This is a genomic window from Lysinibacillus sp. NPDC093216 (assembly GCF_050280325.1).
In the GTDB taxonomy this organism is placed as follows: domain Bacteria; phylum Bacillota; class Bacilli; order Bacillales_A; family Planococcaceae; genus Lysinibacillus.
Genome location: NZ_JBNNVB010000007.1, coordinates 69,827 through 95,466 on the forward strand (window position 1 = coordinate 69,827; position 25,640 = coordinate 95,466).

Annotated in this window: 25 protein-coding genes; 23 read left to right on the plus strand and 2 right to left on the minus strand. The window is 37.4% G+C overall.

The genetic code is table 11. The features are described 5' to 3' along the window. Positions 1–10: 10 nt before the first annotated feature. Complete coding sequence (locus ACQKOG_RS10365; RefSeq protein WP_370077561.1) at positions 11–1,405, minus strand: alanine/glycine:cation symporter family protein; 1,395 nt, start codon at positions 1,403–1,405, stop codon at positions 11–13. Positions 1,406–1,681: 276 nt separating this feature from the next. On the opposite strand from ACQKOG_RS10365, the gene ACQKOG_RS10370 reads away from it, so the two are divergent. The 21 genes from ACQKOG_RS10370 to ACQKOG_RS10470 all read left to right on the plus strand — a co-directional run bounded on the left by ACQKOG_RS10370 (position 1,682) and on the right by ACQKOG_RS10470 (position 21,442). Further along, positions 1,682–1,960 (plus strand): hypothetical protein, encoded by a 279-nt coding sequence (locus ACQKOG_RS10370; protein WP_370077563.1) that lies wholly within the window; start codon positions 1,682–1,684, stop codon positions 1,958–1,960. 171 nt (positions 1,961–2,131) lie between these two features. After that, positions 2,132–2,830: an aspartate/glutamate racemase family protein gene (locus ACQKOG_RS10375; RefSeq protein WP_427446269.1), complete on the plus strand. Its 699-nt coding sequence runs from the start codon at positions 2,132–2,134 to the stop codon at positions 2,828–2,830. A gap of 1 nt (position 2,831) precedes the next feature. After that, positions 2,832–3,875, plus strand: coding sequence for a P1 family peptidase (locus ACQKOG_RS10380; RefSeq protein WP_370077567.1), 1,044 nt, complete (start codon positions 2,832–2,834; stop codon positions 3,873–3,875). Between the two features lie 476 nt (positions 3,876–4,351). Beyond that, positions 4,352–5,104, plus strand: coding sequence for a GntR family transcriptional regulator (locus ACQKOG_RS10385; protein ID WP_427446271.1), 753 nt, complete (start codon positions 4,352–4,354; stop codon positions 5,102–5,104). 18 nt (positions 5,105–5,122) lie between these two features. Beyond that, positions 5,123–5,563 (plus strand): PTS sugar transporter subunit IIA, encoded by a 441-nt coding sequence (locus ACQKOG_RS10390; RefSeq protein WP_370077571.1) that lies wholly within the window; start codon positions 5,123–5,125, stop codon positions 5,561–5,563. A 1-nt stretch (position 5,564) separates the two neighbouring features. Beyond that, a complete protein-coding gene (locus ACQKOG_RS10395) occupies positions 5,565–5,852 on the plus strand; it encodes a PTS sugar transporter subunit IIB (protein WP_370077573.1) in 288 nt (95 codons plus the stop codon). 3 nt (positions 5,853–5,855) lie between these two features. Further along, positions 5,856–7,124 carry a PTS ascorbate transporter subunit IIC gene (locus tag ACQKOG_RS10400; RefSeq protein ID WP_370077575.1) on the plus strand — a complete coding sequence of 423 codons (1,269 nt, stop codon included), beginning with the start codon at positions 5,856–5,858 and terminating at the stop codon, positions 7,122–7,124. 20 nt (positions 7,125–7,144) lie between these two features. After that, on the plus strand, positions 7,145–8,062 hold the full coding sequence (locus ACQKOG_RS10405) for a phosphotriesterase family protein (RefSeq protein WP_427446274.1): 918 nt from the start codon (positions 7,145–7,147) through the stop codon (positions 8,060–8,062). A 10-nt stretch (positions 8,063–8,072) separates the two neighbouring features. Beyond that, a complete protein-coding gene (locus ACQKOG_RS10410) occupies positions 8,073–8,723 on the plus strand; it encodes a bifunctional 4-hydroxy-2-oxoglutarate aldolase/2-dehydro-3-deoxy-phosphogluconate aldolase (RefSeq protein ID WP_370077579.1) in 651 nt (216 codons plus the stop codon). Then, a complete protein-coding gene (locus ACQKOG_RS10415; protein WP_370077580.1) occupies positions 8,695–9,444 on the plus strand; it encodes a creatininase family protein in 750 nt (249 codons plus the stop codon). Before ACQKOG_RS10410 ends, ACQKOG_RS10415 begins: the two co-directional genes overlap by 29 nt. A gap of 721 nt (positions 9,445–10,165) precedes the next feature. Continuing rightward, entirely contained in the window at positions 10,166–10,912 is a 747-nt protein-coding gene (locus ACQKOG_RS10420) for a M15 family metallopeptidase (RefSeq protein ID WP_370077582.1), read from the plus strand. Continuing rightward, positions 10,909–11,703, plus strand: a complete 795-nt coding sequence (locus ACQKOG_RS10425; RefSeq protein WP_402869087.1) for a M55 family metallopeptidase — start codon at positions 10,909–10,911, stop codon at positions 11,701–11,703. Before ACQKOG_RS10420 ends, ACQKOG_RS10425 begins: the two co-directional genes overlap by 4 nt. A 23-nt stretch (positions 11,704–11,726) precedes the next feature. Continuing rightward, a complete protein-coding gene (locus ACQKOG_RS10430) occupies positions 11,727–12,791 on the plus strand; it encodes a dipeptide epimerase (RefSeq protein WP_402869089.1) in 1,065 nt (354 codons plus the stop codon). 165 nt (positions 12,792–12,956) lie between these two features. Beyond that, positions 12,957–14,777 carry a peptide ABC transporter substrate-binding protein gene (locus tag ACQKOG_RS10435; protein ID WP_427446389.1) on the plus strand — a complete coding sequence of 607 codons (1,821 nt, stop codon included), beginning with the start codon at positions 12,957–12,959 and terminating at the stop codon, positions 14,775–14,777. Between the two features lie 158 nt (positions 14,778–14,935). Next, complete coding sequence (locus ACQKOG_RS10440) at positions 14,936–15,883, plus strand: ABC transporter permease (RefSeq protein WP_370077587.1); 948 nt, start codon at positions 14,936–14,938, stop codon at positions 15,881–15,883. Next, complete coding sequence (locus tag ACQKOG_RS10445; RefSeq protein ID WP_370077589.1) at positions 15,883–16,857, plus strand: ABC transporter permease; 975 nt, start codon at positions 15,883–15,885, stop codon at positions 16,855–16,857. The genes ACQKOG_RS10440 and ACQKOG_RS10445 overlap by 1 nt, the downstream gene beginning before the upstream one ends. Positions 16,858–16,871: 14 nt before the next feature. Next, entirely contained in the window at positions 16,872–17,927 is a 1,056-nt protein-coding gene (locus ACQKOG_RS10450; protein ID WP_402869095.1) for an ABC transporter ATP-binding protein, read from the plus strand. Continuing rightward, positions 17,917–18,864 carry an ATP-binding cassette domain-containing protein gene (locus tag ACQKOG_RS10455; protein WP_402869097.1) on the plus strand — a complete coding sequence of 316 codons (948 nt, stop codon included), beginning with the start codon at positions 17,917–17,919 and terminating at the stop codon, positions 18,862–18,864. Before ACQKOG_RS10450 ends, ACQKOG_RS10455 begins: the two co-directional genes overlap by 11 nt. Further along, positions 18,861–19,793 (plus strand): S66 peptidase family protein, encoded by a 933-nt coding sequence (locus tag ACQKOG_RS10460; RefSeq protein WP_427446280.1) that lies wholly within the window; start codon positions 18,861–18,863, stop codon positions 19,791–19,793. The genes ACQKOG_RS10455 and ACQKOG_RS10460 overlap by 4 nt, the downstream gene beginning before the upstream one ends. A gap of 9 nt (positions 19,794–19,802) precedes the next feature. Then, the gene (locus tag ACQKOG_RS10465) at positions 19,803–20,588 is read left to right on the plus strand and encodes a serine hydrolase (RefSeq protein WP_370077597.1); all 786 of its coding nucleotides are present in this window, start codon (positions 19,803–19,805) and stop codon (positions 20,586–20,588) included. Further along, positions 20,585–21,442 (plus strand): NlpC/P60 family protein, encoded by an 858-nt coding sequence (locus ACQKOG_RS10470; RefSeq protein WP_402869101.1) that lies wholly within the window; start codon positions 20,585–20,587, stop codon positions 21,440–21,442. The genes ACQKOG_RS10465 and ACQKOG_RS10470 overlap by 4 nt, the downstream gene beginning before the upstream one ends. A gap of 192 nt (positions 21,443–21,634) precedes the next feature. On the opposite strand, the gene ACQKOG_RS10475 is transcribed toward ACQKOG_RS10470, so the two are convergent. Then, positions 21,635–22,381 carry a glucosaminidase domain-containing protein gene (locus tag ACQKOG_RS10475; RefSeq protein ID WP_402869103.1) on the minus strand — a complete coding sequence of 249 codons (747 nt, stop codon included), beginning with the start codon at positions 22,379–22,381 and terminating at the stop codon, positions 21,635–21,637. A 362-nt stretch (positions 22,382–22,743) separates the two neighbouring features. Between ACQKOG_RS10475 and ACQKOG_RS10480 the strand changes: the two genes are divergently transcribed. Together ACQKOG_RS10480 and ACQKOG_RS10485 are read left to right on the plus strand one after the other, a co-directional pair. Beyond that, the gene (locus tag ACQKOG_RS10480) at positions 22,744–23,748 is read left to right on the plus strand and encodes an AAA family ATPase (RefSeq protein WP_427446391.1); all 1,005 of its coding nucleotides are present in this window, start codon (positions 22,744–22,746) and stop codon (positions 23,746–23,748) included. Between the two features lie 3 nt (positions 23,749–23,751). Continuing rightward, positions 23,752–25,551, plus strand: coding sequence for a DUF2201 family putative metallopeptidase (locus ACQKOG_RS10485; protein WP_402869104.1), 1,800 nt, complete (start codon positions 23,752–23,754; stop codon positions 25,549–25,551). The last annotated feature ends 89 nt before the right edge of the window (positions 25,552–25,640 follow it).

The following is a 25,640-nucleotide window of genomic DNA, read 5'->3' on the forward strand; positions in this document are numbered from 1 at the left end:
TTTTGACTAATTATCGATCTTCTTCCCAGCAATCAGTATTTTTCAATGTTGGGATTGATTTTGCATAAAATACAGGATTTTTTCCTGCTTTCTTTTGCTTTGTAAAGTCGTCTAACACGAGGAAGGCGATTTTACCAAGTAACAGGATGATTGTTATATTGATTATAGCCATTAGTCCCATGAATAGGTCTGCTAAGTTCCAAACAAGCTCTACTTGCGCAAGAGAACCAAACATCACCATAGCAAGAACTAAAATACGGTAGCCAAACATCCAACCTTTATGAGCATTCATAAACTCAATATTAGATTCACCGTAATAGTAATTTCCGACAATAGAACTAAATGCAAAGAAAATAATAGAAATAGCGATAAAGTAAGGAGCCCAATCACCTACATGTACAGCTAAGGAATTTTGTGTAAGAATAATTCCATTACTTTCACCAGTATTATAAAGCCCAGCTAAAATAATGATAAACGCTGTTGCAGAACAAATCATAATTGTATCAAAAAATACACCTAAGCTTTGCACTAATCCTTGCTTTGCAGGATGTGAGGTATTAGCGGTAGCTGCAGCATTAGGAACACTACCCATACCGGCTTCATTAGAAAATAAACCACGACGTACACCTTGCATAATAGCAATCCCAATCGCTCCACCAGCAGCTTCCCGAAGACCAAACGCTTCTGTGAAAATCAGCTTGAAAACGGCAGGTATTTCAGAAAAATTCGTCAAAACAACAAAAAGGGCTACGGCTAAATAGAAAATAGCCATCACGGGTACAAGTACTTGCGTAACTTTTACAATTCTATGTACGCCACCAAAAATAATCAAGGCCGTTAACACAACTAACATAATACCAATGATATAGGGCTCAATATGAAATGCCTCACCAACAGATGTTGCAATCGTATTCGATTGTACAGCATTAAATATAAAGCCAAAGCTTAACGTTAAAAGAATACCAAAAATAATCCCTAATTTACGTTGACCTAACGCTTTTTCCATATAATAAGCTGGTCCACCACGGAACGTATCGCCATCTTTTACTTTGTACACCTGTGCAAGCGTACTTTCAATAAAGGCAGTCGCCATTCCTAATATGGCAATAATCCACATCCAAAATACGGCGCCAGGTCCACCTACTCCGATTGCTAATGCAACACCAGTAATGTTCCCAGTACCTACACGAGAGGCTGCGCTAATCGTAAAGGCTTGGAACGGAGAAACGCCTGACTCTCCATCTCTTTTTTCCACTATTAAACGAAACATTTCAGGGAAAAGTCGAATTTGCACAAACTTTGTGCCAAAGGAAAAATACAATCCTGCAGCTAATAACAATATAATGAGGATATATGTCCATAAAACATTATTAGCATCATTTACAATATTCGAAATCCATTCCATTTTGCATACCTCCAATCTCAATACGCTTCAGTTTACACTGTTTTTTTGTAATATATCCACTTTTTGAAAATACTGAATTTTAGAAAATGATTTTATTAATAAATATTTTTCCAATAGTTGAAATATCTAGTTTGAATGCAAGTGCAGTGAAGGACTTACTTATACATTAGAGTAGAAATAGATTATTGTGATGAACCACTTGTCGAAACTTTACAGCGAGAAAATAATATAATGATGTAATAGAAAAATGCATGTGTAATGAAAAGGAGGTTAAGTATGGCATTTTATTTTCTTTTATATTGGCATTTTCTGCTGATGGTTATGGTAATTATGATAGTTGCAGGAATTGTCACTTTTTTATTCCCCAAGTTTCCATCTATCGTTGTATTGATCATTAGTGGTTTAATGGGCTTTGTGTATTCTATATGCATTGATTTTGAGGATGGTATTTACTTTTTTATTAGTATAAATGTTGTTGTTGCTTCTATACCCATCTTATTAATTAGATATTTGCTATTTTTGAAAAGAAAAGCTGAAGAAATGGAAGTGGAATAAAGCTAGTAAAGTTTATTTTTTTTTGAAAATTCCCTTATTTGCCCTTGGATTTTTAGTATAATAATTAAAATTAAAGGCTCATCACCAAAAGGTGGGTATGACGTTTGTTAAAACATATATCAACCGTATGTAGGTATGATGATAGTCAAATAAATAAATGGGGGAATACGCGTGAAAACAATTGGCATGATTGGCGGTATGAGCTGGGAGTCTTCGGCAGAGTATTATCGTCTGATGAATGAAGAGGTAAAGCAACAATTAGGAGGCTTGCATTCAGCAAAATGTATTTTGTATAGTGTAGATTTTCAAGGAATTGAGCATTATCAAGCTGAAGGAGCATGGGAAAAGGCTGGGCAAGTTCTTGCAGAGGCAGCGCAATCTCTGGAGAGTGCAGGGGCAGATTTTATTGTTATTTGTACAAATACAATGCACAAGGTTATTGATATCATAACGGCAAAGATCACCATTCCAATTCTACATATAGCTGATGCGACAGCAAATCAAATAGAAAAAGTTAGTTTACAGAAAGTTGCCCTTCTTGGGACGAAGTACACGATGGAGCAAGATTTCTATAGAGCAAGAGTAGAGGGTTTTGGCATTGAAGTGTTTGTTCCGATTGCTGAGGAGCGCGCTGAGGTCAATCGTATCATCTATGAAGAATTATGCTTGGGTCGAATTGAACAAGCATCGAAGGACTATTATTTACAGGTGATTGGAAACCTTGTTCAATCTGGAGCACAGGGAATTATATTAGGTTGTACAGAGATTGGATTACTTATTAAACAAGAAGATGTGAACGTACCTGTTTTTGATACAACAGTTTTACATGCACAGGCTGCTGTAAATATGGCGATTCATAAGGAGGACTAATATGCCAAAAAAAGTACGAGAAATGGGGATCGTCGTTGGCACGTTATCAACTGGTGAGAAAAATTGTATTACTGATGTAGCTGGTGTGCGTGTAGGTCATATAACGCTTGATGAGAAAATGAATCAAGACGGCGCTTATGCTTGTACAGGAGTAACTGCAATTTTACCGCATGAAGGCAATTTATTTCAGCAAAAGGTTACTGCTGCAAGCTATGTGTTAAATGGTTTTGGAAAAACGACAGGGCTCGTGCAGGTGAATGAGCTTGGGGTTATTGAATCACCAATTATGTTAACGAATACATTTGGCGTTCCAGCTGTCACACAGGGAACGCTGCAATTTATGCTAGATACGAATAGTGAAATAGGTCATTCAACAGGAACTATTAATATCGTTGTTGGGGAATGTAACGATAGTTATTTAAATTCCATTCGAGAATGTCCAATCACACCTGAGCATGCTTTGGAAGCGATTCGTAAAGCATCAACTGAAACTGCAGAGGAAGGGGCAGTTGGTGCGGGAAAAGGAATGATGTGCTTTGGCTATAAAGGTGGGATTGGCTCATCTTCCCGAATCGTGACACATGGGTCAACGAACTATACGGTAGGCTGTATGGTCCTTAGTAATTTCGGGCAAAGCTCTGAGTTTTTAGCACACCAATATCTTGCTTCTAACGGTCAAAGCGAATCGACATTATCTCCAACAGATGGCTCCATTATCATCGTACTTGCCACAGATGCTCCGCTTAGTAGTCGTCAACTGACACGAGTCATTAAACGTTGTGGTATTGGACTAGGGCGTACAGGTAGTCATTTTTCACATGGCAGCGGTGATATTGTCATTGGCTTTACAACAGCACATCATATCGCCCATCTATCAGATCAGCTTGTCGAAACACGGACACAACTACGTGAGGATCATCCTCTCATGAATCAATTATTTGCAGCAGCTGCAGAAGCGACAGAGGAAGCCATTTTAAATTCACTTTCACAGGCACAGACTACAATTGGTCGAAATGGACATAAGGTTGAAGCATATCAATTTTAACTTTATATCCAGCAAGAAAGTTCTGGTTTAGCTATAATAATAAAATTATTCAATGTCATATTCGTTCTTCAGTAAATGAAACGTCATCTTTAGTACGTGAAATATTAATAAAAATACTATTTAGTTAGCCTTGTTAACTGGAGGATTTTACCTTTATTTTGATTAATATCAAAATGGAGGTTTTTTTATTGCTAATTAAATTTGATTCTTTTAACTAAGGCTCATCACCGAAAGTAGTGGATGCATTTGTTAAAACGTTTGATAAGCTGATTGAGTGGAGACTGGGCGACTCCTTGGGGAATAGCATCACAGATGAGAACTGCAGTCTAGCAATCCTGAAACAACGAAATGCTTACAAACATATTCAATAATTAATCACTCTCTCTAAAATCAAAGGTAATAACCTTTAATAAAAATTTTACTTATAGGTCATGATGTTGTATGATGTAATCAAGAAAATTGAAAGAGGTAACAAATTGAAAAAACTAAACAAACAATCTTCCGTTCCTCTGTATATTCAATTGAAAGAAGTACTTACAGAATATATAGAGAAAAATATGACAATTGGGGAAATTATTCCAACAGAAAAGGAGCTAGAAAAACTTTATACTGTTAGCAGAATGACAGTTCGAAATGCTATAGATGAGTTACAAAGAAGTGGTGTTGTTGTTAAGCAACAAGGAAGAGGAACTTTTGTTAACAATAATAAAATGACACAAGATATTGGAACTATTTTTAGCTGGACTGAAGAAATGGCAATTAAGCAGAAAAAATCTTTAACTTTGGAAACGACTATTCAGGAAGTAGAACCTTCAAAAAAATTGCGTGACTCTTTAAAACTGGCACCAGACGAAAAAGTTGTATCTATTGCAAGGGTCCGAGCGGTTGAAAATGAGCCGGTCGTTATAATGATTAACTATTTAAAAAACAAGTATGTCCCTGGTTTGGAAAAAAGAGGTCTATCTTCTGATTCTTTATATAAGGATTTAGAGGAAATATACAATATTTTTTTAGAAAGTGCTGAGGAGGTTATAACAGCTAGGTCTGCTACCTCATATGAAGCAAGTAAATTAAGGGTTCCAGAAGGCACTGCCGTCTTACATGTTAGAAGAACTTCATTCATAAAGAACAAAATCCCTGTAGAAGTAGTAGATATGGTTGTACGTGGCGATAGATATGAGTATTTTGTTGAACTAGAAGGCAGAAGAAAAAAACACATCATTCCATAAGCTTAAAGGAGAGATACAATGTTACCAATAAAATTTGAACAAATTGCATTAGATGTAGAGCTTACATCTCCCGAAGAAGCCATTCAATTCGCTGGAAATTTACTACTTCAATCTAAAAGTGTTGAACAAAGTTATGTAGAAGAAATGATTAATGGTTATAAAAAGTTCGGTTCCTATATTGTGTTAGCACCTAACATAGCTATTCCACACGCAAGACCAGAATTCGGAGTGAACGAACAATGTATAGCTTTTGTGAGAGTCAAAACTCCTCTATCTTTTGGACATCCACAAAATGATAACGTTAAACTTATTATTCCGATTGGGGGTGTAGACAAACAATTTCATTTAAATATGTTAAGAGATTTAAGCGCCGTCTTGATGAATGAAGATAAAGTAACTAGGTTAAAAGAGTCAACTGACACAATGGAAATCTATAATATATTGAAAGGAGTTAGCTAAAATGTTTATTTTAACTGTTTGTGGTATGGGATTTGGAACAAGTTTAATGTTACTAATGGAAATTCAAGATTTAGGAAATAAAAATGGTTTTATAATTGATGGAGAAGCTACCGATTTAAGTTCTGCAAAAGGAAAAAACGCCGATTTGATAGTAGCATCAAGCGAAATAGCACAGGAGCTTGAAAATAACGATATACCTGTAGTTTCCATCATTAATTTACTGGATAAAAATGAAATTGAAGAAAAAGTACTGCCATATATTATGCAAATCCATACACGAGGAGGATAAAAAATGCTAAGTTTTATTACTGGAGTTTTATCAACCCCTGCCTTTATTTTAGGAATAATCGCAGCTATTGGACTGATAGCCCTCAAAAAATCTGGATCTGATATTATTAAAGGTACTTTAAAAACTATTTTTGGCTTCATTATGCTACAGCAAGGGGCAAACATCATTGTAAATAGCTTAGTTCCATTTAGTCAAATATTTGAAAGCGCTTTCAAATTAACTGGCGTTATAGCAGAAGATAATGCTATAGCTGCTGCTGTGCAAAATGTGCTTGGAACAGAAACTTCTTTAATTCTAGTTTTTGGTTTTATCGTCAACGTTATTCTAGCCAGAATAACAAAATGGAAATATATCTTTTTAACTGGTCATATGATGTTCTCTTTTGCTGCGACAATGGCCATCGTTTTAGATCAAATGGGTATTTACGGATGGAAAGCTATTCTACTAGGTTCAATAATTCAAGGGATTTCCAGTGTGCTATTTCCTGCATTAGCGCAACCTTTCGTAAGAAAAGTAACTAAAAACGATAATGTAGGATTTGGATTTTGGGGAAGTTCCCTTGTTTGGATAAGTGGTTGGATTGGTGGGAAATTAGGAAATAAAGAACATTCAGCTGAGAACATGAATGTTCCAAAGCAGTTAGATTTCTTAAAAGAAATGTCAATTTTAATGGGAATTGTTATGTCTGTTATTTATTTGGTCACTTCATTCTTTGTCGACACTAAACTTATGAATGAGCTTTCGGGTGGTCAAAGCATTGCTCTCTTCGCAATTATGCAAGCGTTTACATTTGTTGTCGGTATTCTTGTATTATTACAAGGAGTTAGAATGTTCCTAGGTGAGCTAGTACCTGCTTTCAAAGGAATTAGCGAAAAACTTGTTCCAGGTGCAAAACCAGCACTAGATATCCCTATTTTCTATTCTTTTGCACCAACGGCAACGACTATAGGATTTTTATTTGCCTTAGTAGGTGGATTGGGGGCAACGCTCATTTCTACTATGCTACCTGTAGTGGTCTTACCTTCTGTGATCGGTTTATTTTTTATGGGAGGAGCTGCAGGTGTATTCGGGAATGCAATGGGGGGACGTCGTGGCGCCATAATTGCTGGCGTGGTACTAGGATTTACATTTCAAATGATAGTGGCTTTAGCTTATCCAATTATTAATTTGAGCGATTATGGCATAAGCGGATTGTGGTTTGCTTCTACAGATGCTATCATCGTCACTTTACTTATTAGATTAATCGGCTCCCTGTTTGGTATTGCAATATAAAATCTAAAGGAGTGATAAATATGACTGACAAAATTAGAACTGTTTTAGGTGATATTAGCAAAGAAGCACTTGGGTTTACTTATTCCCATGAACATTTATGGTGTTGCCCTCCTCCACAACAAAAAGATCGAGATTTCGAATTAACAAATTACGAAGCTTCCCTGGAAGAATTAAAAACATTCAAAAATATCGGGGGTGAAACTTTGGTAGATGCTTCTACCCTCGACTATGGAAGAGATGGTAATAAACTTAAAAGAATGGCTGAGGAAAGTGGCATTAATGTGTTAGGGGTCACTGGTTTCAATAAACATATCTATTTTGATGATTGGGTTGAAACAGAAAGTATCAATCAAATTGTAGATAGATTAGTTCATGATATACAAGTTGGAATGGATGGATCCGATGCAAAAGCTGGAATATTAAAGGCTGGATCATGGTATAACGTTATACTTCCACTGGAAGAAAAGATAACACGAGCTGTCGGAAGAGCTCAAAAAATAACTGGTGCTCCTGTATGGTTACATACTGAATCCGGAACACTGGGAGTAGAAATGTTAGATATTTTAGAGGATGAAGGGGTAGATTTGCATTTGGTTGCTGTAGGACATAGCGATAGAAATGCTGATCCTTATTATCACTTAAATATTTTAGAACGTGGCTCCTATATCCAATTCGATGGACCCGGGAAAGTCAAATATTATCCAGATAATATTAGAATAGATTTAATTAAAAATGTTCTAGCACATGGATATGGTCATAAGTTACTCATATCAGGAGATATGGGGAGACAAAGCTATTTACACGCTTATGGTGGTGGTCCTGGTTTTAGATATATTAAACAAAAATTCATTCCTAGAATGTTGAACGAGCGAATTTCCCAACATGCTATTAATCAAATTTTCTATACAAACCCAGCTGATTGGTTAGCAAAATTTTAGGAGTGATAAAATGAAACTTGATAATTTAATGGCAATAATAAGAGATGTTTCGCCAAACGATATTGTTCCAATAGTTCAAGCCTTAATTGATGAAGGGATAAAGAATTTAGAAGTCTCATTAAGTAATCAAACATTGGGTATAGGATGTATTGAAACTCTAGTCTCTTATTTTACACCGCAACAAATTTATTTAGGGGCAGGTACTGTTCTAAATGAAGAGCAGTTGTATTCAGTAAAAAATGCTGGAGTTCAGTATATTATTACTCCTGGTTGGAATAAAGAACTAGTGAAGAAAGCTTTAGAAATAGACTTAACAGTATATCCAGGAGTATATACTCCTGGAGAAATTGCCGAAGCTTTAGAACTGAACATTGAGTATCTTAAGCTATTCCCTATTAACGGTCTCAATGAGAATTTTTTAAAAGCTATTAGAGGTCCGTTTCCCAAGGTAAATATTATGGCTGTTGGTGGCGTTACACCGGAAAATATTAAATTCTACAAAAAATTAGGTATACATCACTTTGGGATCGGCAGTGAACTAGTTCCTAGAGGAGCAACTCAAAATGATATCCCTGTTATTAAAAGTAATGCTAAATTATTTATTAGTTCAATAAAGAAAGCGGATGAAATTGATGGAAAATCAACCGAAATTAATGATTAATATGACACGAGACGAAGTTAAAAAGAGTTTAGCAGAATTTCCTGTTGTAATATTACCTCTAGGTGCAACTGAACAACACGGTCACCATTTACCATTAGGTGTAGATATTTACCTCTCCGAATATTTTTCGAAGGAAGTAGCCAAAGCAACTGGTGCTCTTGTAGCACCAACACTTCCTTTTGGCTATTCATGGGTTTGGAGGGATATTCCTGGAACTATATCGCTACAACAAGATTTAGTAGAAGCTGTTATCAAAGACGTTGCTCATAGCGTATCACGTTATGGAGGAAAGATGCTTGTTTTAATAAATGGGCATGATTCTAACAACTCATCTATGAAGTATGCAGTTAGAGAGTTGGAAGATGAGCTTGATATGCCAGTCATTTATCTCTTCTATCCTCGAATGAATGAAGTTATTAAAGAAGTATGTGAGTCTCCAACTTGGAATGGTATGATTCATGCGTGCGAGTTTGAGACCTCATTAATGCTCCATGTTAATGAAACACTAGTTGATATGAACAAAACTATTAAGGAATATCCCGAGACGCCAAATCTCTACGGAGCATCTACAATTTCACTTGGTGATTTAAGTAAAAGTGGTGTATTCGGAGATTCCACTCTTGCTACAAAAGACAAAGGAAAGAAGATGGCAAAAATATTTACTGATAAAATGATTAATCTAGTAAATGAAGGTTATAAAGAGTTTGTTATAAGAGAATAATAGTATGTATAAAAAAAGACCTCAGATAAATTTCACTTTGGCTAAAACTTACACAGTATTCTAATTAGCCATATCAACAGCAATTTAGAAGCGGAGCTAGAGCTATCTCCTATTATCCGCAATCGTCCATAATACTAGAAGCTAACAAGCGAACTATATCTACATGCTTAGGGAATTTCACATCGATATAATCTGTTAAACTAATGATCAAGTTAGGGAATAAAGGGTTCATCTCTTAAATTTATGATGAACTATATATAAGTTGATTTGAGTAGAGGCGGGTGACTCCTCGGGGATTAGTAGTAGAGGAACTAAGGAAAAAACCATCACGTCCTGTGATAACGCCTTCGTGGCCAACATTTTATTGGCTCGAGACCCTGCAGCGAAGCAGCTCATCGGACACCCCGAGGAAAGCGTTCAGTTGGAACGGAAATCAACCACATGTTATGGCGAAGAGCAAACTAAGAAAAGATGCTTATTCGCCATTTTTTATTAAGTTTCGGTAATCATCTATCCCCTTCGCGAATAAAATTCCTAAATAGGTGAAGAAACATTGTTTTTCGACTTCTTGCATCAATTATTTGGCGGATATTGTTTGAAAAACAGAAAATAGCTAGTACTCTGTAATATTTCTTTTTTTATCTAGTCAATAAATATAATGTATGATACATTCATTAAAAACTGAATTATCCAAAAATTTTATCGAAATTTGAAATTGGAGGTGTGTACTATACATGACGCTGTTTTTTATCCTATTGAAGTAAATAAAACTTCAATGGGGGACTCAACGCCGGTAATTCGCGAAAATGGCGAGCCATTCATTCAAATCGGAGAAGAACATTCGAGGATTTTTATTAAACCAATTTACTATCATCAAAAAATACCAAACAGTTTACAAGCAATTTATTTACGACAGAGTGTGTATGAACGATTAACACAAGCGCTGTTATTATTGTCTAAAAATTATAGCCTTATCTTATATGATGGCTATCGTCCGTTCCAAGTGCAGCAATTTTTGTTTAAGAGTTTTTCAAAACAAATCGCACAGCGTTTTCCCCATTTTACTGAGCAAGAGGTTGTAAAAGAAACGCGAAAGTATGTTGCGTTTCCTAGCATTGGTCATGCTCATTTTGCCCCTCATTTAACAGGTGGAGCGATTGATGTGACGCTAGGAGATTTAGAAGGCAATGCTTTAAATTTAGGTACCGCATTTGATGAAATCAGTGAAAAGTCTGCGACACGCTATTTTGAACAACATCCAGAGGAAGATTGGGAAGCCTGTGTTCATCGACGTCTTCTATATAACTGTATGACAATGGTTGGGTTTACAAATTATTCAGAGGAATGGTGGCATTACGATTTTAATAATGTTTCATGGGCAAGACGTGTTGGGGCGCAAGAAGCTAGTTATGGAGCTGTGGAAGCAATGATCCAAGACAATAAAGTAAAGGAGTTTCGATTTCTATGAAGGTCTATATTAGTGCAGATATTGAAGGGATTACTGGCACAACAGCTTGGAGCGAGACGGAGCTAAATGCGCCAGATTATCAGTTTTTCCAAAAGCAAATGACAAAGGAAGTAGAAGCCGCTATAGAGGGGGCTATTCTTGGTGGAGCAACCGAAATTTTATTAAAGGATGCTCATGATTCAGCACGTAATCTTGATATTTCTAATTTGCCAGTAAACTGCAAGGTCATTCGTGGGTGGACGTATGACCCGATGTGTATGGTTGCGGGACTTGATAAGAGCTTTGATCGCGCTATTTTTATTGGCTATCACAGTAAAGGAGGAAGTGCGCGTAATCCTTTAGCACATACGCTATGTGTTTTTGCCGATGTGAAAATAAATGGTGAATATGCAAGTGAATTTTTAATTAATACGTACGCGGCTATTTTACACGGTGTTCCCGTTTCGTTTGTCAGTGGAGATGTGGGATTAACAGAGGAAATTCAATCTATCAATAATAACATCATCACATTTGCCACGAAAGAAGGGATAGGAAATGCGACCATTAGCGTGAGTCCACAACTGACGATTAAAGAAACGAAGCGACTTGTTGAGGACTCGATGAAGGTGGCACGTGAAGATTTACAAGTGACATTACCGGAGCACTTTGTAGTGGAAATCATTTATCGTGATCATACACGAGCATATCGAAATTCTTTCTATCCGAATGCTACGTTTAAACCACATAATACAGTGGAATTCGTAACGGATGATTTTTATGAGGTGCTTCGACTTTTACAGTTCTTAACATAAGTAACTTAAAGGTAGGTGAATGGATGAAAATTAAAAATATTGTCGTGGGGAAGGTGGAGGCCCCGCTTATAACACCGTTTAAAACAGCACTGAGAACAGTGCATAACATTCACAATATTGCCGTCTATGTTCACACTGATGATGGGCAAATAGGCATTGGTGAAGCGGCACCGACTGCAGCCATTACTGGTGAAACACTCGGGTCTATTTCGCACGCTATAGAAGAGTATATAAAGCCAGCCATTATTGGGATGGATATTGAAGAATTGACAGAAATCATGGAGCGAATTGACAGCAGTATTTATCAAAACACAAGTGCAAAAGCTGCGGTAGATATGGCGATTTATGATTTATTTGCTAAGCACTATCAGACACCTCTGTATAAATTATTAGGGGGCTTTCGGAAAGAATTAATAACAGATATTACGATAAGTGTAAATGATTCTGAAGAAATGGTGAAGGATAGTATAGCCGCTGTACAACGAGGTTTTCAAATTTTAAAAATCAAGGTGGGGAAAGATCCAGGAGGTGATGTAAAGCGAGTTGTTGCCATTCGTGAAGCAGTTGGACACGCCATAACATTGCGAGTTGACGCGAATCAGGGCTGGACACCGAAGCAAGCTGTACAAATTATTAGTGCACTAGAAGATGCAGGTGCAAATGTTGAATTGGTGGAGCAGCCTGTTCATTGCTATGATTTAGTAGGAATGCAATTCGTAACTTCTAATACATTGACAAATATTTTGGCAGATGAAAGTGTTTTCTCTGCAAAAGATGCCTATGAAATTATCGAAAAGCGAGCTGCAGATTTGATTAATATTAAGCTCATGAAAACAGGAGGCATTTACCAAGCGCAAAAAATTTGCCACATTGCGGAGGCAAATGACATACCATGTATGATTGGCTGTATGCTCGAGACAAAAATTAGCGTAAGTGCCGCTGCACATTTTGCCGCATCACAGAAAAATATCACGATGGTAGATTTAGACGGACCAAGTTTATGTTTGAAAGATCCTATTGCAGGTGGTCCAATATTTGAAAATGATCGAATTAGGATGACGGATGCAGTTGGAATAGGATTTTCATAATAAAGTGTTGCTTTAATCAGGGCGGGGGTTCGTCACCCTTACTGACTGTAAATAGAACAAATCTGGCTTTATGGATAGTTGATCTCTCACTTTTTTTTTCGCTATAGTTGGGTTTTTAACTGTCACTTTATGTAGATAACTAAGATTACTAGGGGGATGCTTATGATGAAAAGGTATTGGTTGCTTTTCGTGTGTCTTGTTGTAATGCTTTGTGCAGCCTGTAGCGATGATTCTTCAAGTGAAAAAAAATCAGAGTATCGCGTGGTTTATTCAGGGGAAATAAAAACGTTAAATTACTTAAAGACCTCTGAAACGAATGAGTTTGCTATGGCTGCGAACTTGGTCGATGGATTAATTGAGTATGATAAGTATGGTGTTGTACAACCAAGCATAGCCAAAGAATGGTCATCAAATGACGATGCTACAGTTTGGACGTTCAAGCTACGTGACGATGCAAAATGGGTTACTCATGATGGGAAAGAGTATGCGGATGTTGTTGCTCAAGATTTTGTAGATGGCTTACATTATGTACTTGATGTAAAAAATGAATCATCAACAGCTTGGATTGCTACGGTCGTAAAAAATGGGGAAGCCTTCTATAACGGTGATATGACAGATTTTACGAAGGTTGGCATAAAGGCAATAGATGAACATACAGTAGAATATACTTTAGAAAAGCCAACACCTTACTTCCTATCTATGTTGAACTATGTCTGTTTCTTCCCTGTTAATGGTAAGTTTATAGCGGAAAAAGGTGATAGTTTCGGTACAACTAATGATAATTTCCTTTATAACGGATCTTATATTTTAGATAAATTTGAACCGCAAAATGAACGAGTACTTGTGAAAAATGATAAGTATTGGGATAAAAACAATGTTCTGATTGATCGTATTCGTTATAAATACAATAAAGAAGCGGCTACAGTTGAACCTGAATTATTTTTACGAGGAGAAGTCGATTCAGCGATTATTCCAACTTCTATTATTGATGAGTGGTTTAAAGATGAAAAGAAAAAATCACAAATTCGTCAAACACAAAATAACTTCTATACGTATTTCTATGCATTAAACTTTAACCCGCAATTTGATGCAGAATATGAGCCTGATAATTGGAAGAAAGCGGTCAATAATAAAGATTTCCGAAAATCATTGTTCCATGCATTCGACCGTGAATCTGCAATGCTAACTTTAGAACCTTATAATCCAAAAGATTTGCTTAGCAACACGATTACTCCGAAAAACTTTGTCAATGTGGAGGGGGTTGACTATACACAGTTAGCACCATTAGCTGATATTACAAAGAACGATTCCTTCAACAAAGAGAAGGCATTGGAATACAAGGAAAAAGCGAAAAAAGCGCTAGAAGGAAAAGTAACTTTCCCAGTAAAAGTGTTGATGCCTTATAACTCCGGTATGCCAGATTGGGCAAATCGCTCACAAGTAGTGAAACAGCAGATTGAAAGATTATTAGGTACTGATTATGTGGATATTATCATAGAGGCCGGACCATCTACAGGCTTTTTATCAGAGGTTCGTAAACCTGGTAAATTTGCATTGCTCGAAGCAAACTGGGGTCCAGACTATGCCGACCCATCAACGTATACGGATCCATTCACTGCAGAAGGTACTTATAATAAACCGGAGCTAGCTGAAGGCTATACCGAAGCAAACGGATCAAAATATCAAAGCTTAGTGGACGAAGCAAATGCGACGATTGATACAGCAAAACGTTACGAACTGTTTGCCAAAGCGGAATCTTTTTTAATTGATGAGGCATTTGTTATTCCTTATTCAGTAGGGGGTAGCGGCTATGTTGCTTCTAAATTAAATCCATTTGAAGGTCAATATTCTCCATTTGGTGTGACTTCCGAGAAATTTAAAGGTCAGCAAATTTTAGACAAACCAATGAGTAACGATGAGTTTAAAGCAGCTTTAACGAAGTGGGAGCAAGAACGTGCGGATGCGTTAGCTAAAGCAGCGAAATGATAGTTGAAACAATCGGGCATTAGGGCAGTTAATGCTGGAATAAATATTAGGATCATTGCTACATTCAAGAAACAGTCAAAAGCGGTGAGTATTGATGAAGGAGATACCGAAAAAACAAGTCGGCATCTCCTTCTGTCTTTCTGAAGAAGGAGGATGAAATGATGCTGAGGTATATAGGGAAACGTTTATTACAATCAGTTTTAACACTATTTATTATTATTACGATTGTTTTTTCATTACTACGTTTAATGCCAGAAGAAGGTTATTTAGGAGCAGCAGCGAATAAAATGTCACCTGCACAACAAGAAATATATTTAACGAATTTAGGTTTGCGTGACCCGTTACTTGTACAATTGGGGAATTTTTACGCTAAGCTGTTTCATGGTGATTTAGGTAAATCCGTTACATATCGGACAGATGTACCAGTCGTTACGATTATTGCAGATAAGATCATGTATTCCTTGCTATTTGGTTTAGGTGCAGTTGTGCTATCTCTTCTAATTGGAGTTCCGCTCGGCATATTGATGGCCCAGATGAAGGGACGTTGGCTAGACCGCTTAGGGACTGGCTATATTGTCATTGTCGTTGCAGTGCCAGCCGCCGTCTATTATTTAGTCATTCAAATGTATATTACAGAAATTTTTCATTTACCAATGCTTTTTGATGAGTACAATCCTATTACTTGGATTTTACCACTGATTTCAATGGCGTTAGCACCGACTGCTTCCTATGCCATGTGGATGCGTCGTTACATGGTGGATGAACTAAACAAAGATTATATTAAGCTAGCGAGAGCAAAAGGGGTTAAAGAGCGTACATTAATGTTTAAACATGTACTACGAAACGCTTTTATTCCGATGGCACAGTATTTACCAGCAACTATTCTTTTTACCATTACAGGTTCCATCTACATTGAATCCTTATATTCCATTCCTGGTATGGGGGGCTTACTCGTAGATGCTATACAGCGACAAGATAATACGATTGTACAAGGCTTAGTGCTTGTGTTCTCTTCACTTGGAATTATCGGACTAATTTTAGGTGATATTGCAATGGCCCTTGTTGATCCGCGCATTAAATTAGGGAAAGGGGAGAGTGTACGTTAATGGGAATGTATTCAGAAGAAATAAACAATATCTCAAACAAATCACGTGAAACATTGTTCGATTTTGCGGAAGTAGATGAACGTCAAGCTGAAGAAACAGCCTATTCTAATTATTCCTATTGGCGTTCAACGTGGAAATCCTTTTTGAAAAATCGCATCGCTGTCTTTTTATTAGTTGGCGTGCTAATTATCGTAGCTTTTACCATTTTACAGCCGTATTTACCAGCGCAAAAATCACCAACTGAAATATATTTAGATGAGCAGACAGGTTTCCAAGCGCGTAATGTTGCACCAAACGCTGAATTTTGGTTTGGGACAAATTCCATTGGGCAGGATTTATGGTCACGTATTTGGGCAGGGACAAGGACCTCGTTATTTATCGGCTGTGTGGTTGCTTTAGTAGAGGCTATCGTCGGTATTACGATAGGTACGCTTTGGGGCTTTTCACGGAAATTAGAGGTGCCTATCACACAGCTTTACAACGTCGTGGATAACATACCGACAACGATTGTACTTATTTTAATGTCCTATATTTTGCGCCCAAGTATTTCAACCATTATTATTGCCATGTGTATTACGGGCTGGGTAGAAATGGCAAGATTTATACGCAATCAAATTGTTATTTTGCGTGATCGTGAGTATAACTTAGCCTCAAAATGTTTAGGAACACCTGATTATCGAATTATTTTAAAAAACCTATTACCCTATCTCATTTCCGTCATTATGTTACGAATGAGTCTAGCCATCCCATTTGCTATTGGCTCAGAAGTATTTTTAACATATATCGGATTAGGACTACCGATTAGTGAGCCGTCTTTAGGAAATTTAATTAATGAAGGACGAGTACTCATGATGTCTCCAGAATTAAGATATCAGCTCATTTTCCCAAGTATTGTATTAAGTATCATTACAATTGCATTTTATATTATAGGAAATTCATTTGCAGACGCAGCAGATCCGAAAAATCACGTATAAGGGGGATGATGGAAATGACACAAAATAAATCACCTATTTTAACCATCCAAAACCTTGTCATAAAATTTACACTTCGTGGCAGAGTACTAACGGCCATTCGTAATATTTCCCTTGATTTATACAAAGGTGAAAGTCTAGCAATCGTTGGCGAGTCAGGTTCAGGAAAATCTGTTCTAATGAAATCAATCATGGGCTTGCTCGATAAAAATGGCTACATCGATCAGGGGGAAATTATCTACAAAGATCGGGATTTAGCGCAGTTTAAAACCGAGCGGGAGTGGCTAAGCATTCGTGGAAAAGAAGTGGCAATGGTTACACAGGATCCAATGACATCATTAAATCCACTGAAAACGATTGGTAAGCAAATTGAGGAATGTGTTATTTTACATCAGAATTTAAAGGGCAAGGCAGCATACGAAGAAACTTTAAAATTGTTAAAAGATGTTGGCATTCACGATGTTGAAAAGCGTTATAAGCAATATCCTCACGAATTTTCAGGTGGCATGCGTCAACGAATTGTAATAGCTATTGCGCTAGCGTGTAAGCCTAAGATCTTAATATGTGATGAGCCGACAACTGCATTAGACGTAACAATTCAAGCACAAATTTTGCAACTTTTAAAAAATCTACAACAAAAATATGGACTAACGACCGTTTATATAACGCATGATTTAGGCGTTGTAGCGAAGGTTGCTGACCGTATTGCAGTGATGTATGCAGGTGATGTCATCGAAATAGGGAAGACGCATGAAATTTTCTTTAATGGCAAGCATCCTTATACATGGGCACTCATTTCTTCTTTACCGCAACTAGGCTCAAAAGGGCAGCAGCTTTATTCTATCAAGGGTACTCCACCAAATCTTTTTCAAGAAATTAAAGGAGATGCCTTTGCTCCTCGCAATCAATATGCGTTAAAGATTGATTTTGTGGAACGTCCACCATTTTTTCAGGTCAGTGACACGCATTATGCTCGTACATGGCTATTAGATCCACTTGCGCCGAAAGTAGAGCCTCCTGAAGCGCTACAAGCCTTTTTCGAAGAAGGGAGACGATACGCGCATGAGTCATAAAGAAGTATTAGTTGAGGTGAAAAATTTAAAGGTTGTTTTTGGGAAAGGTAAACATAAATTTATAGCGATTGATGATGTCAGCTTCGATATTTTTAAAGGTGAAACATTTGGTTTAGTAGGTGAATCAGGCTCTGGAAAAACAACAATCGGCAGAGCTATTATGCGTATCAATGAAGTCACTGAAGGACAAATACTGTATCACGGTAAAAAACTAAATGGCAAAATATCGAAAGAGTGGGATCGAGAAATTACACAGAAAATCCAAATGATTTTTCAAGATCCTATGGCTTCGCTAAATGAACGCGCAAAGGTAGACTATATTATTTCAGAGGGACTTATTAATACAAAAAACTTTAAAAATGAGGCTGAGCGTCAACAGAAGGTACGCAATGCCTTATTAAATGTAGGATTATTACCGGAGTTTTCTAGTCGCTTCCCACATGAATTTTCAGGAGGGCAGCGTCAGCGTATCGGCATTGCGCGTGCACTTGTAATGGAGCCAGAGTTTATTATTGCGGACGAACCAATTTCAGCATTAGACGTATCCATTCGTGCACAAGTATTAAATTTACTAGCAAACCTACAGCAGCAAAATGATTTAACCTATTTATTCATAGCGCATGACTTATCTGTAGTCCGATTTATTACGGACCGAACAGCTGTTATTTATAAAGGGAACATTGTTGAGCTAGCAGAGACAGAAAAGCTGTTTGCTAATCCCCTTCATCCTTATACAAGGGCGTTATTATCGGCAGTACCGGAGCCAAATCCTTATAAGGAGCGTGATAAAGTCGTAGAAATCTATGATCCGTCACAGCATAACTATGATATTCAGCCACCATCATTTACCGAAATAGAAGAAGGTCATTTTGTATTGGCTAATGAAGAGGAATTGGAGAAATATCGAACTTCACTAAAAATGGAGGTAAGTAAATGATTCGTCCAAAGGCATTAAAAAAAGGTGACACAATTGGTCTAATAAGTGCTTCGGGTGCAACCCCAACTGAAAAATTTCTCCCAGCCGTTCAAAGTATTGAAAAGCTAGGTTTTAATGTTGTAGCTGGGGAAACATGTTGGGCAAGGCATGGCTACTTAGCGGGCTCTGATGAATTAAGAGCTTCTGAAGTTAATCAAATGTTTAGGGACTCTAATATTGACGGCATCTTCTGCATACGTGGAGGTTACGGGGCGACGAAAATTTTACCGCTTCTGGATTTCGATATGATAAAGGCCAACCCAAAAGTATTTGCTGGCTATAGCGATGTAACGGCATTACATATCGCTTTTAACCAACAATGTGGCTTCGTCACGTATCATACACCAATGCCCTCTACAGAATTTATTCGGCCGGAGATGGATCAGTATACTTGGAAATCCTTTATCGAAAGTGTGGCAGCAACAGAACGTACGGACTATTGTCTAGTAAATCCACCAGGACGTACAATGACGACGCTTGTAGCTGGAAAAGCGACAGGGCCACTTATTGGAGGGAACTTAACACTGGTGACGGCTTCTCTTGGGACACCTTATGAAATAGATACAAGGGGCAAAATTTTATTTTTAGAGGATGTAGATGAGAGTGAGCAACGTGTTGATCGGATGCTTACACAGCTAAAATTGGCAGGCAAACTAGATGAAGTGGCAGGTATCTTATTAGGAGCTTGGACAAATTGTGGTCCTGAAAATCCAAAACATCCCGAACACAGCCTATCACTACAAACAATTTTTCAAGAAATTTTAGGTCCACTTAATATACCTATCATTAAGGACATTACTTGTGGCCACTGTTTACCAACGATGTCCCTGCCATTAGGCCGAACGATCACAATGGACACGGAGAATCAGTTGATAAAAGTCATAGAGTAGGTGTGAAATATGAAGCAAACGATTACACACATTCTTCAAAAAGCTCCCTATAAAGTGCATATGTTTGTGAAAGATTGTAAGACTGAGCATTTTTTCATTAGCGAAAAACTAGAAGACACATTTTCCAGTGCAAGTTTAATTAAGGTGCCTATATTGCTTGCTGTTCTAAATTATGTAGAAAGCAACAACCTATCATTAGAGCAAGAGATTAAGATAGCACCCGAAGAATGGGTTGATTTTAGTGTTATTAGTGAACAGCGTCTAGAGCAAAGTACTATATATGAGCTTTTAGTTTGGATGATTATTACGAGTGATAATACAGCAACAAATGTATTAATCGATTATCTAGGGATGGAGGCACTCAATCAATATTGTCGTAAAATTGGGCTGCTGCAAACTACCATTCAACGCAAGATGATGGATTTCGAAGGGCTAGCAAAAGGCTTTGATAATACAACGACGGCAAGAGATATGGCACTGCTATTTTCAAGAATTTACCGCGGGGACTTGTTATCATCAGCATTTAGTGAGCTAACGATAGATATTTTATGTCGTCAACGTGTACACGAATCACTAAAGCGTTATTTAGTAGATGATGTGAAACTTGCTCATAAAACAGGTGGTCTTGATACGGTAGATCATGATGTTGGGATTGTCTACAGCAACTCGGGGGATTATCTTATTGGCGTTTTCATAACAGAGGTTACTAATAATGATCAAGCGAGACAGCTAATTGGTCGTCTTTCCAAAGTTGTTTACGATTACTTGGTGAAGCGGAAGGAGATGATAGAATGAATGCCATTGTGACGTCAATGATTGCAAATTTACATGCAAAGCCAGATGCGGCCTCAGAATTAGTGGATGAGGTACTATTCGGAATGACGGTTCAAATCACGGAAGAAATAGACGAGAGCTGGGTACGTATAGAAACTGCTTATCGCTATGGAGGTTATTGCCAAAAGGATAACCTATTAATTGATGAAGCCAAAACGGATACTTGGTTACAAGAAGCAAATCATTTTATTAGCCAAAGTTTCGCCGATGTTTTGCAGGAGCCTCGAATTCAGAGTAGCAAAATGATGACAATCGTTAAAGGCTCAATCATCTGTTCGATAACTATTGATGAGCTAGATCCTGAATGGGCAGCAGTGCAATTAGTATCGGGCAAGATCGGTTATGTACGTAGGCAATGGCTGCAAGAAAAAATTCCAGAAAACAGCTTATCGGAGCAACAATTACGAGAAAATGTTGTTCAAACGGCGCTTAGCTATTTAGCAACACCCTATCGCTGGGGAGGTAAATCGCCGCTAGGTATTGATTGCTCAGGGCTATGTTCGATGGCATATATGCTAAACGGGGTAAATATTTATCGCGATGCCAAAATCATTGAAGGATTTCCTATCAAGGAAATATCTTTAGAGCACATAAAAAAGGGAGACTTATTATACTTCCCAGGACATATGGCTTTATATATAGGTGACAACCTTTATGTACATTCTTCGCTTGGTGGTAATGAGGTTAATATTAATAGTTTGGACAAACAGCATCAGCAATATCGACAAGATTTGGCGACATCTATTACCGCTGTTGGTAGCTTGTTCTGTAGCGAAAGCAAAGGAACAGCTAGAATTACCCCAAGGTTAAATTGATATAAGTTGATTGGAGTGGAGACTGGACGCCCCCAGGAAAGCGCCCTGTCGGAACAGAAATCAACCACACGTTATGGTGTTAAGCATGAAAAATTTAGAGAAGCTTGACTTGGCTTCTCTTTTTTAATTTTTGAGATGAATCGGGAAATAAAAAAATCTCCATGTCAAAATTATACATGGAGATTTTTTACATTAATATTTATAAATATTTAATTGTTGACCGGCTTCAAGTCTATCAGATCGAAGCTGATTCCATTGTTTAATGGATGTAACTTTAACATTATGAGCCTCTGCAATATGCATAAGAGAGTCACCATCAGCTACGGTAATTGTTTTTTTATCTTTGACTGGACTGTCATACTGTTGTAAATCATACTTTGCTATCACGGCATTAAGCTTTTCATTGTATTGTGAATCTGTTGCATAGGAGCCTGTTAAAAACTTCGTAGCATCTGTATAGGACTTTGCATTGCTTTTAAAAACTCCTGCATAGAAATTTTTGTTCCAGGAAACCCCATTACGCATTAATTTCACATAATCTTGTATGGAAGCTTCATAGGAAGGGTATTTACGAAATGCAGCCATCACCCTCGTCATATTACCTGAACCATCATCCTCAGATGTTTCCAATGTTACGGAGTTATTTTGGTAACTGCCTTTCATACCAAATAAATTGTTATTTGGTGCGGATCCAAGGCCACTTTGTCCATGCTCACTTTCTAACACCGCTTGCGCAATGATAACCGATGCATACAAGTCATTATCGGAACCTTGTTTCCGAGCAATTTCAGCAATAGAGCCAATAAACTCTTCTACACTAGGACTATTATCGACAACTACAGGCTCTTCAGTTTCATGAGTATTGAAAAATTGTGTCACCATAAAAAACGAAATACAGATAACAATAACAGTAATCAGAAGACCTTTGAAAAAATTCATGAAGTATTTCATTGTTCATTGATGTTGGTAGATTACCACATCTCCCTCCTTTCTTTTCAATAACGAGTTTCATATATTTCTCATTATACAGAGTCATAAATAGAAATAAAGACATGTATATTTTTTTATCTTCATTCAGCAAATTTTTTGTAAGCATAGAGTACATCATTCATAGAACGAAAAAAGCTTTCGTTTTGTTCCTCGATTACCAGCTATTTTTGAAATGAGAAGAAGTTTACAATAGTTCCATGAAAAAATAAAAAATGATATTATTAACCTTTCATAAGCTATTAATCTCGAAAGGAAGTCTTTATTGAATACTATTTTTAACGTTACTCAAAAACAATTATACGATATTAAATATCGCGCCGGTTAGACCAGTTTTTATTTGGGGAGCTCCAGGTATTGGAAAGTCAGCGATTGTAGAAAATTTTGCAGCAGAATTAGGCATGAATTGTGTTTCTTTATTAGGCAGTCAACTGGCGCCAGAAGATATTATTGGTGTGCCTCAAATAAAGGACGGTTACAGCGTATTTTGTCCACCAAAAATGATTGCACGCAATGAACCATATTGTTTATTTTTAGATGAATTAAATGCTTGTTCACAAGAGGTTCAAAAAGCCTTTTATAGTTTGATTCATGATCGAAGAATCGGAGAATTTATACTACCAGAGGGAACAATTGTGATTGGTGCAGGAAACCGGGCACAAGATAGTGCCATCGTAAAGCCAATGTCATCAGCTTTAATCAACCGTATGGTTCACGTACAGCTAAGAGCATCTCATAAAGATTGGCTTGAATGGGCGTATGAACATGAAATTCATCCGTATGTCATCGAATATATTCAGATGCGCCCCGACCATTTATGGAGTGAGCCTCCTAAAACCGAGGAGCCCTTTTCAACACCGAGATCATGGCATATGCTCAGCGATTGCTTATATGCATATGGTAAGAGCCTACAAGAAAAAGATATTGAAATACTAGCAAGTAGTTGCCTTTCTCCACATGTTGCAGGTCAGTTTAAAGCATTTATTAAACAAGTTCAAAGTAAATACGATTTAGCCAAAATAATGAATGGTGAGTTGCGTTGGCCAGACCAACCTGAAGAAAGAGATCTGTTATATTTTATGGCCCAATCTTTCCGGGCACAGCTTATAAAGGAACTTCCAAAAGAAAATACAATGCTGAAGGGCAATCAAAGAGAACTGGCATTCCGTTCTAAGGATCTCATTAAAGAATTATCCTCAATAAGTCTAGAAATAGCTCAAATGGTTGTCTCTGAGCAAAAAGGTGAGGTATTACCTGCATGGTTTATGCTTGAGGTTAAAAGAGATTTACCACGTTTAGTAGCTAAAAAGGGTGATTAGCAAATGGCGAAAAAAAAGAGTAAATCGAATATTGAACATAAAAATGAAAAGAATATTGCTCGAGGAAAAGCGATCGTAAGCGAGCATCCTTTATTTGAAGCATTATTTGAAGCTGTTTATGTTCAGTACAAAGAAATGCCATTAAAAGATTGGGCGTATGTAACAAGCTCTGGCAATATATATATTAATAATGAGAAAAATGGCCAGCCAAATGAATGGGCTTATGTTATAGCTCATTGCTTATTGCATTTAGGTTTAAACCATAAGCAACCAAAAGAACATCAGGAACTTTGGAATATTGCCTGTGATTGTTACATTACAAAATTTCTTGCAGAATTAAAATTTGGGCAGGCACCACGAGAAATGAATGAACCTATTTTTGATTCTTTCGCCAATGAAGAGAAATTGTATGAAAGATTTATAAGAGATGGGGTTCCAGAACATTTAAGGAACTATAGTACATCACCAGGAGAAGCTGATTTTTTTATTTCTCAGGAAAAAAAAGAATACTACTTTTATAGAGGGAATAGCAATTTCTCTGTATTATTTGCGGAAGGATTATCCAGAGCAGTTCAAAGTGCCATTCGAGTAGCAGGAGGGGTAGACAGCTCTCTTTCTGGCTCGGCCATTAAAACACAAGCAGAGAAGGCTAAAGCTTGGTTTATGAGCTCATATCCACTTTTTGGTGCGCTTGCTTCTGATTTTAACATTATTGACGATCCACTTGTCTGTACAAGAATGGATATTTCTGTTGCTGCCATTTCGGTTGATACAAAGGAAATTTATATTAATTCCTCGGTACCTATGACGGATGAAGAAATGAGATTTTTAATAGCCCACGAACTTCTTCATGCGGGTTTAAGCCATGCTACTCGAAGACAAGGGCGTGATCCCTATTTGTGGAATGTTGCTTGTGATTATGTCATCAATGGCTGGCTTATCGAAATGAAAATTGGAGACATGCCAGAAATTGGAGGATTATATGATCCAGAGCTAAAAGGGTTATCCACAGAATCTATCTACGATCGAATTGTGACGGACATCAGGATGTATAGAAAATTACGCACCTTTAGAGGGCAAGGGGCAGTGGATCTCATTGAAACAAAAAAAACAGACTTTTGGCAAGGGAAAGTGGGAATTGACATTGATACCTTTTATAGAAGAGCCTTAAGTCAAGGATTAAGCTATCATATCTCTCAAGAACGAGGATATCTACCTCAAGGTTTAATTGAAGAAATTCGAAGTCTCTCCCAGCCGCCTATTGCATGGGATGTAGAGTTGGCGAAATGGTTTGATCGTATGTTTCAGCCTTTAGAAAAAATTAGGACCTACGCGCGTCCAAGTAGAAGACAAGCTTCAACACCTGATATTGCAAGGCCAAGATGGATTCAACAAAGTGGGGAAGAGGACGGGCGTACTTTTGCTGTAATCATTGATACTTCTGGTTCGATGGATCGTGTATTATTAGGAAAAGCACTAGGAACAATTGCGAGCTATAGCATTGCAAGAGATGTTCCGTTAGTACGAGTCATATTTTGCGATGCGATCGCCTATGATGCTGGATACTTGCCTCCTGAAGACCTTTTGACAAAAGTGAAAGTCAGAGGTAGAGGTGGAACCGTGTTACAGCCTGGAATACGGTTGATTGAAGAAGCACCTGATTTCCCGAAAAATGGCCCGATTCTTATCATTACGGATGGGGAATGTGATCGGTTATCTATTAAAAGAGAGCATGCATTTGTTATCCCTCAAGGTGCAAAACTTCCTTTTGTACCTAAAGGTGAGGTTTTTAGAATGAAATAAAATCTTAAATGAAAATCCATAATGATTTTAAAACAATCATTATGGATTTTTTTGAAAGAGGGGCTAGGTAGTTAATTGGCGGGAAGAGA

Bases quoted from the DNA above. Each gene is read 5' to 3' on its own strand.
- ACQKOG_RS10365 (WP_370077561.1), bottom strand. From the start codon at position 1,405: ATGGAATGGATTTCGAATATTGTAAATGATGCTAATAATGTTTTATGG.
- ACQKOG_RS10370 (WP_370077563.1), top strand. From the start codon at position 1,682: ATGGCATTTTATTTTCTTTTATATTGGCATTTTCTGCTGATGGTTATG.
- ACQKOG_RS10380 (WP_370077567.1), top strand. From the start codon at position 2,832: ATGCCAAAAAAAGTACGAGAAATGGGGATCGTCGTTGGCACGTTATCA.
- ACQKOG_RS10390 (WP_370077571.1), top strand. From the start codon at position 5,123: ATGTTACCAATAAAATTTGAACAAATTGCATTAGATGTAGAGCTTACA.
- ACQKOG_RS10395 (WP_370077573.1), top strand. From the start codon at position 5,565: ATGTTTATTTTAACTGTTTGTGGTATGGGATTTGGAACAAGTTTAATG.
- ACQKOG_RS10400 (WP_370077575.1), top strand. From the start codon at position 5,856: ATGCTAAGTTTTATTACTGGAGTTTTATCAACCCCTGCCTTTATTTTA.
- ACQKOG_RS10405 (WP_427446274.1), top strand. From the start codon at position 7,145: ATGACTGACAAAATTAGAACTGTTTTAGGTGATATTAGCAAAGAAGCA.
- ACQKOG_RS10410 (WP_370077579.1), top strand. From the start codon at position 8,073: ATGAAACTTGATAATTTAATGGCAATAATAAGAGATGTTTCGCCAAAC.
- ACQKOG_RS10415 (WP_370077580.1), top strand. From the start codon at position 8,695: ATGGAAAATCAACCGAAATTAATGATTAATATGACACGAGACGAAGTT.
- ACQKOG_RS10425 (WP_402869087.1), top strand. From the start codon at position 10,909: ATGAAGGTCTATATTAGTGCAGATATTGAAGGGATTACTGGCACAACA.
- ACQKOG_RS10430 (WP_402869089.1), top strand. From the start codon at position 11,727: ATGAAAATTAAAAATATTGTCGTGGGGAAGGTGGAGGCCCCGCTTATA.
- ACQKOG_RS10435 (WP_427446389.1), top strand. From the start codon at position 12,957: ATGAAAAGGTATTGGTTGCTTTTCGTGTGTCTTGTTGTAATGCTTTGT.
- ACQKOG_RS10440 (WP_370077587.1), top strand. From the start codon at position 14,936: ATGATGCTGAGGTATATAGGGAAACGTTTATTACAATCAGTTTTAACA.
- ACQKOG_RS10445 (WP_370077589.1), top strand. From the start codon at position 15,883: ATGGGAATGTATTCAGAAGAAATAAACAATATCTCAAACAAATCACGT.
- ACQKOG_RS10450 (WP_402869095.1), top strand. From the start codon at position 16,872: ATGACACAAAATAAATCACCTATTTTAACCATCCAAAACCTTGTCATA.
- ACQKOG_RS10455 (WP_402869097.1), top strand. From the start codon at position 17,917: ATGAGTCATAAAGAAGTATTAGTTGAGGTGAAAAATTTAAAGGTTGTT.
- ACQKOG_RS10460 (WP_427446280.1), top strand. From the start codon at position 18,861: ATGATTCGTCCAAAGGCATTAAAAAAAGGTGACACAATTGGTCTAATA.
- ACQKOG_RS10465 (WP_370077597.1), top strand. From the start codon at position 19,803: ATGAAGCAAACGATTACACACATTCTTCAAAAAGCTCCCTATAAAGTG.
- ACQKOG_RS10470 (WP_402869101.1), top strand. From the start codon at position 20,585: ATGAATGCCATTGTGACGTCAATGATTGCAAATTTACATGCAAAGCCA.
- ACQKOG_RS10475 (WP_402869103.1), bottom strand. From the start codon at position 22,381: ATGAATTTTTTCAAAGGTCTTCTGATTACTGTTATTGTTATCTGTATT.
- ACQKOG_RS10485 (WP_402869104.1), top strand. From the start codon at position 23,752: ATGGCGAAAAAAAAGAGTAAATCGAATATTGAACATAAAAATGAAAAG.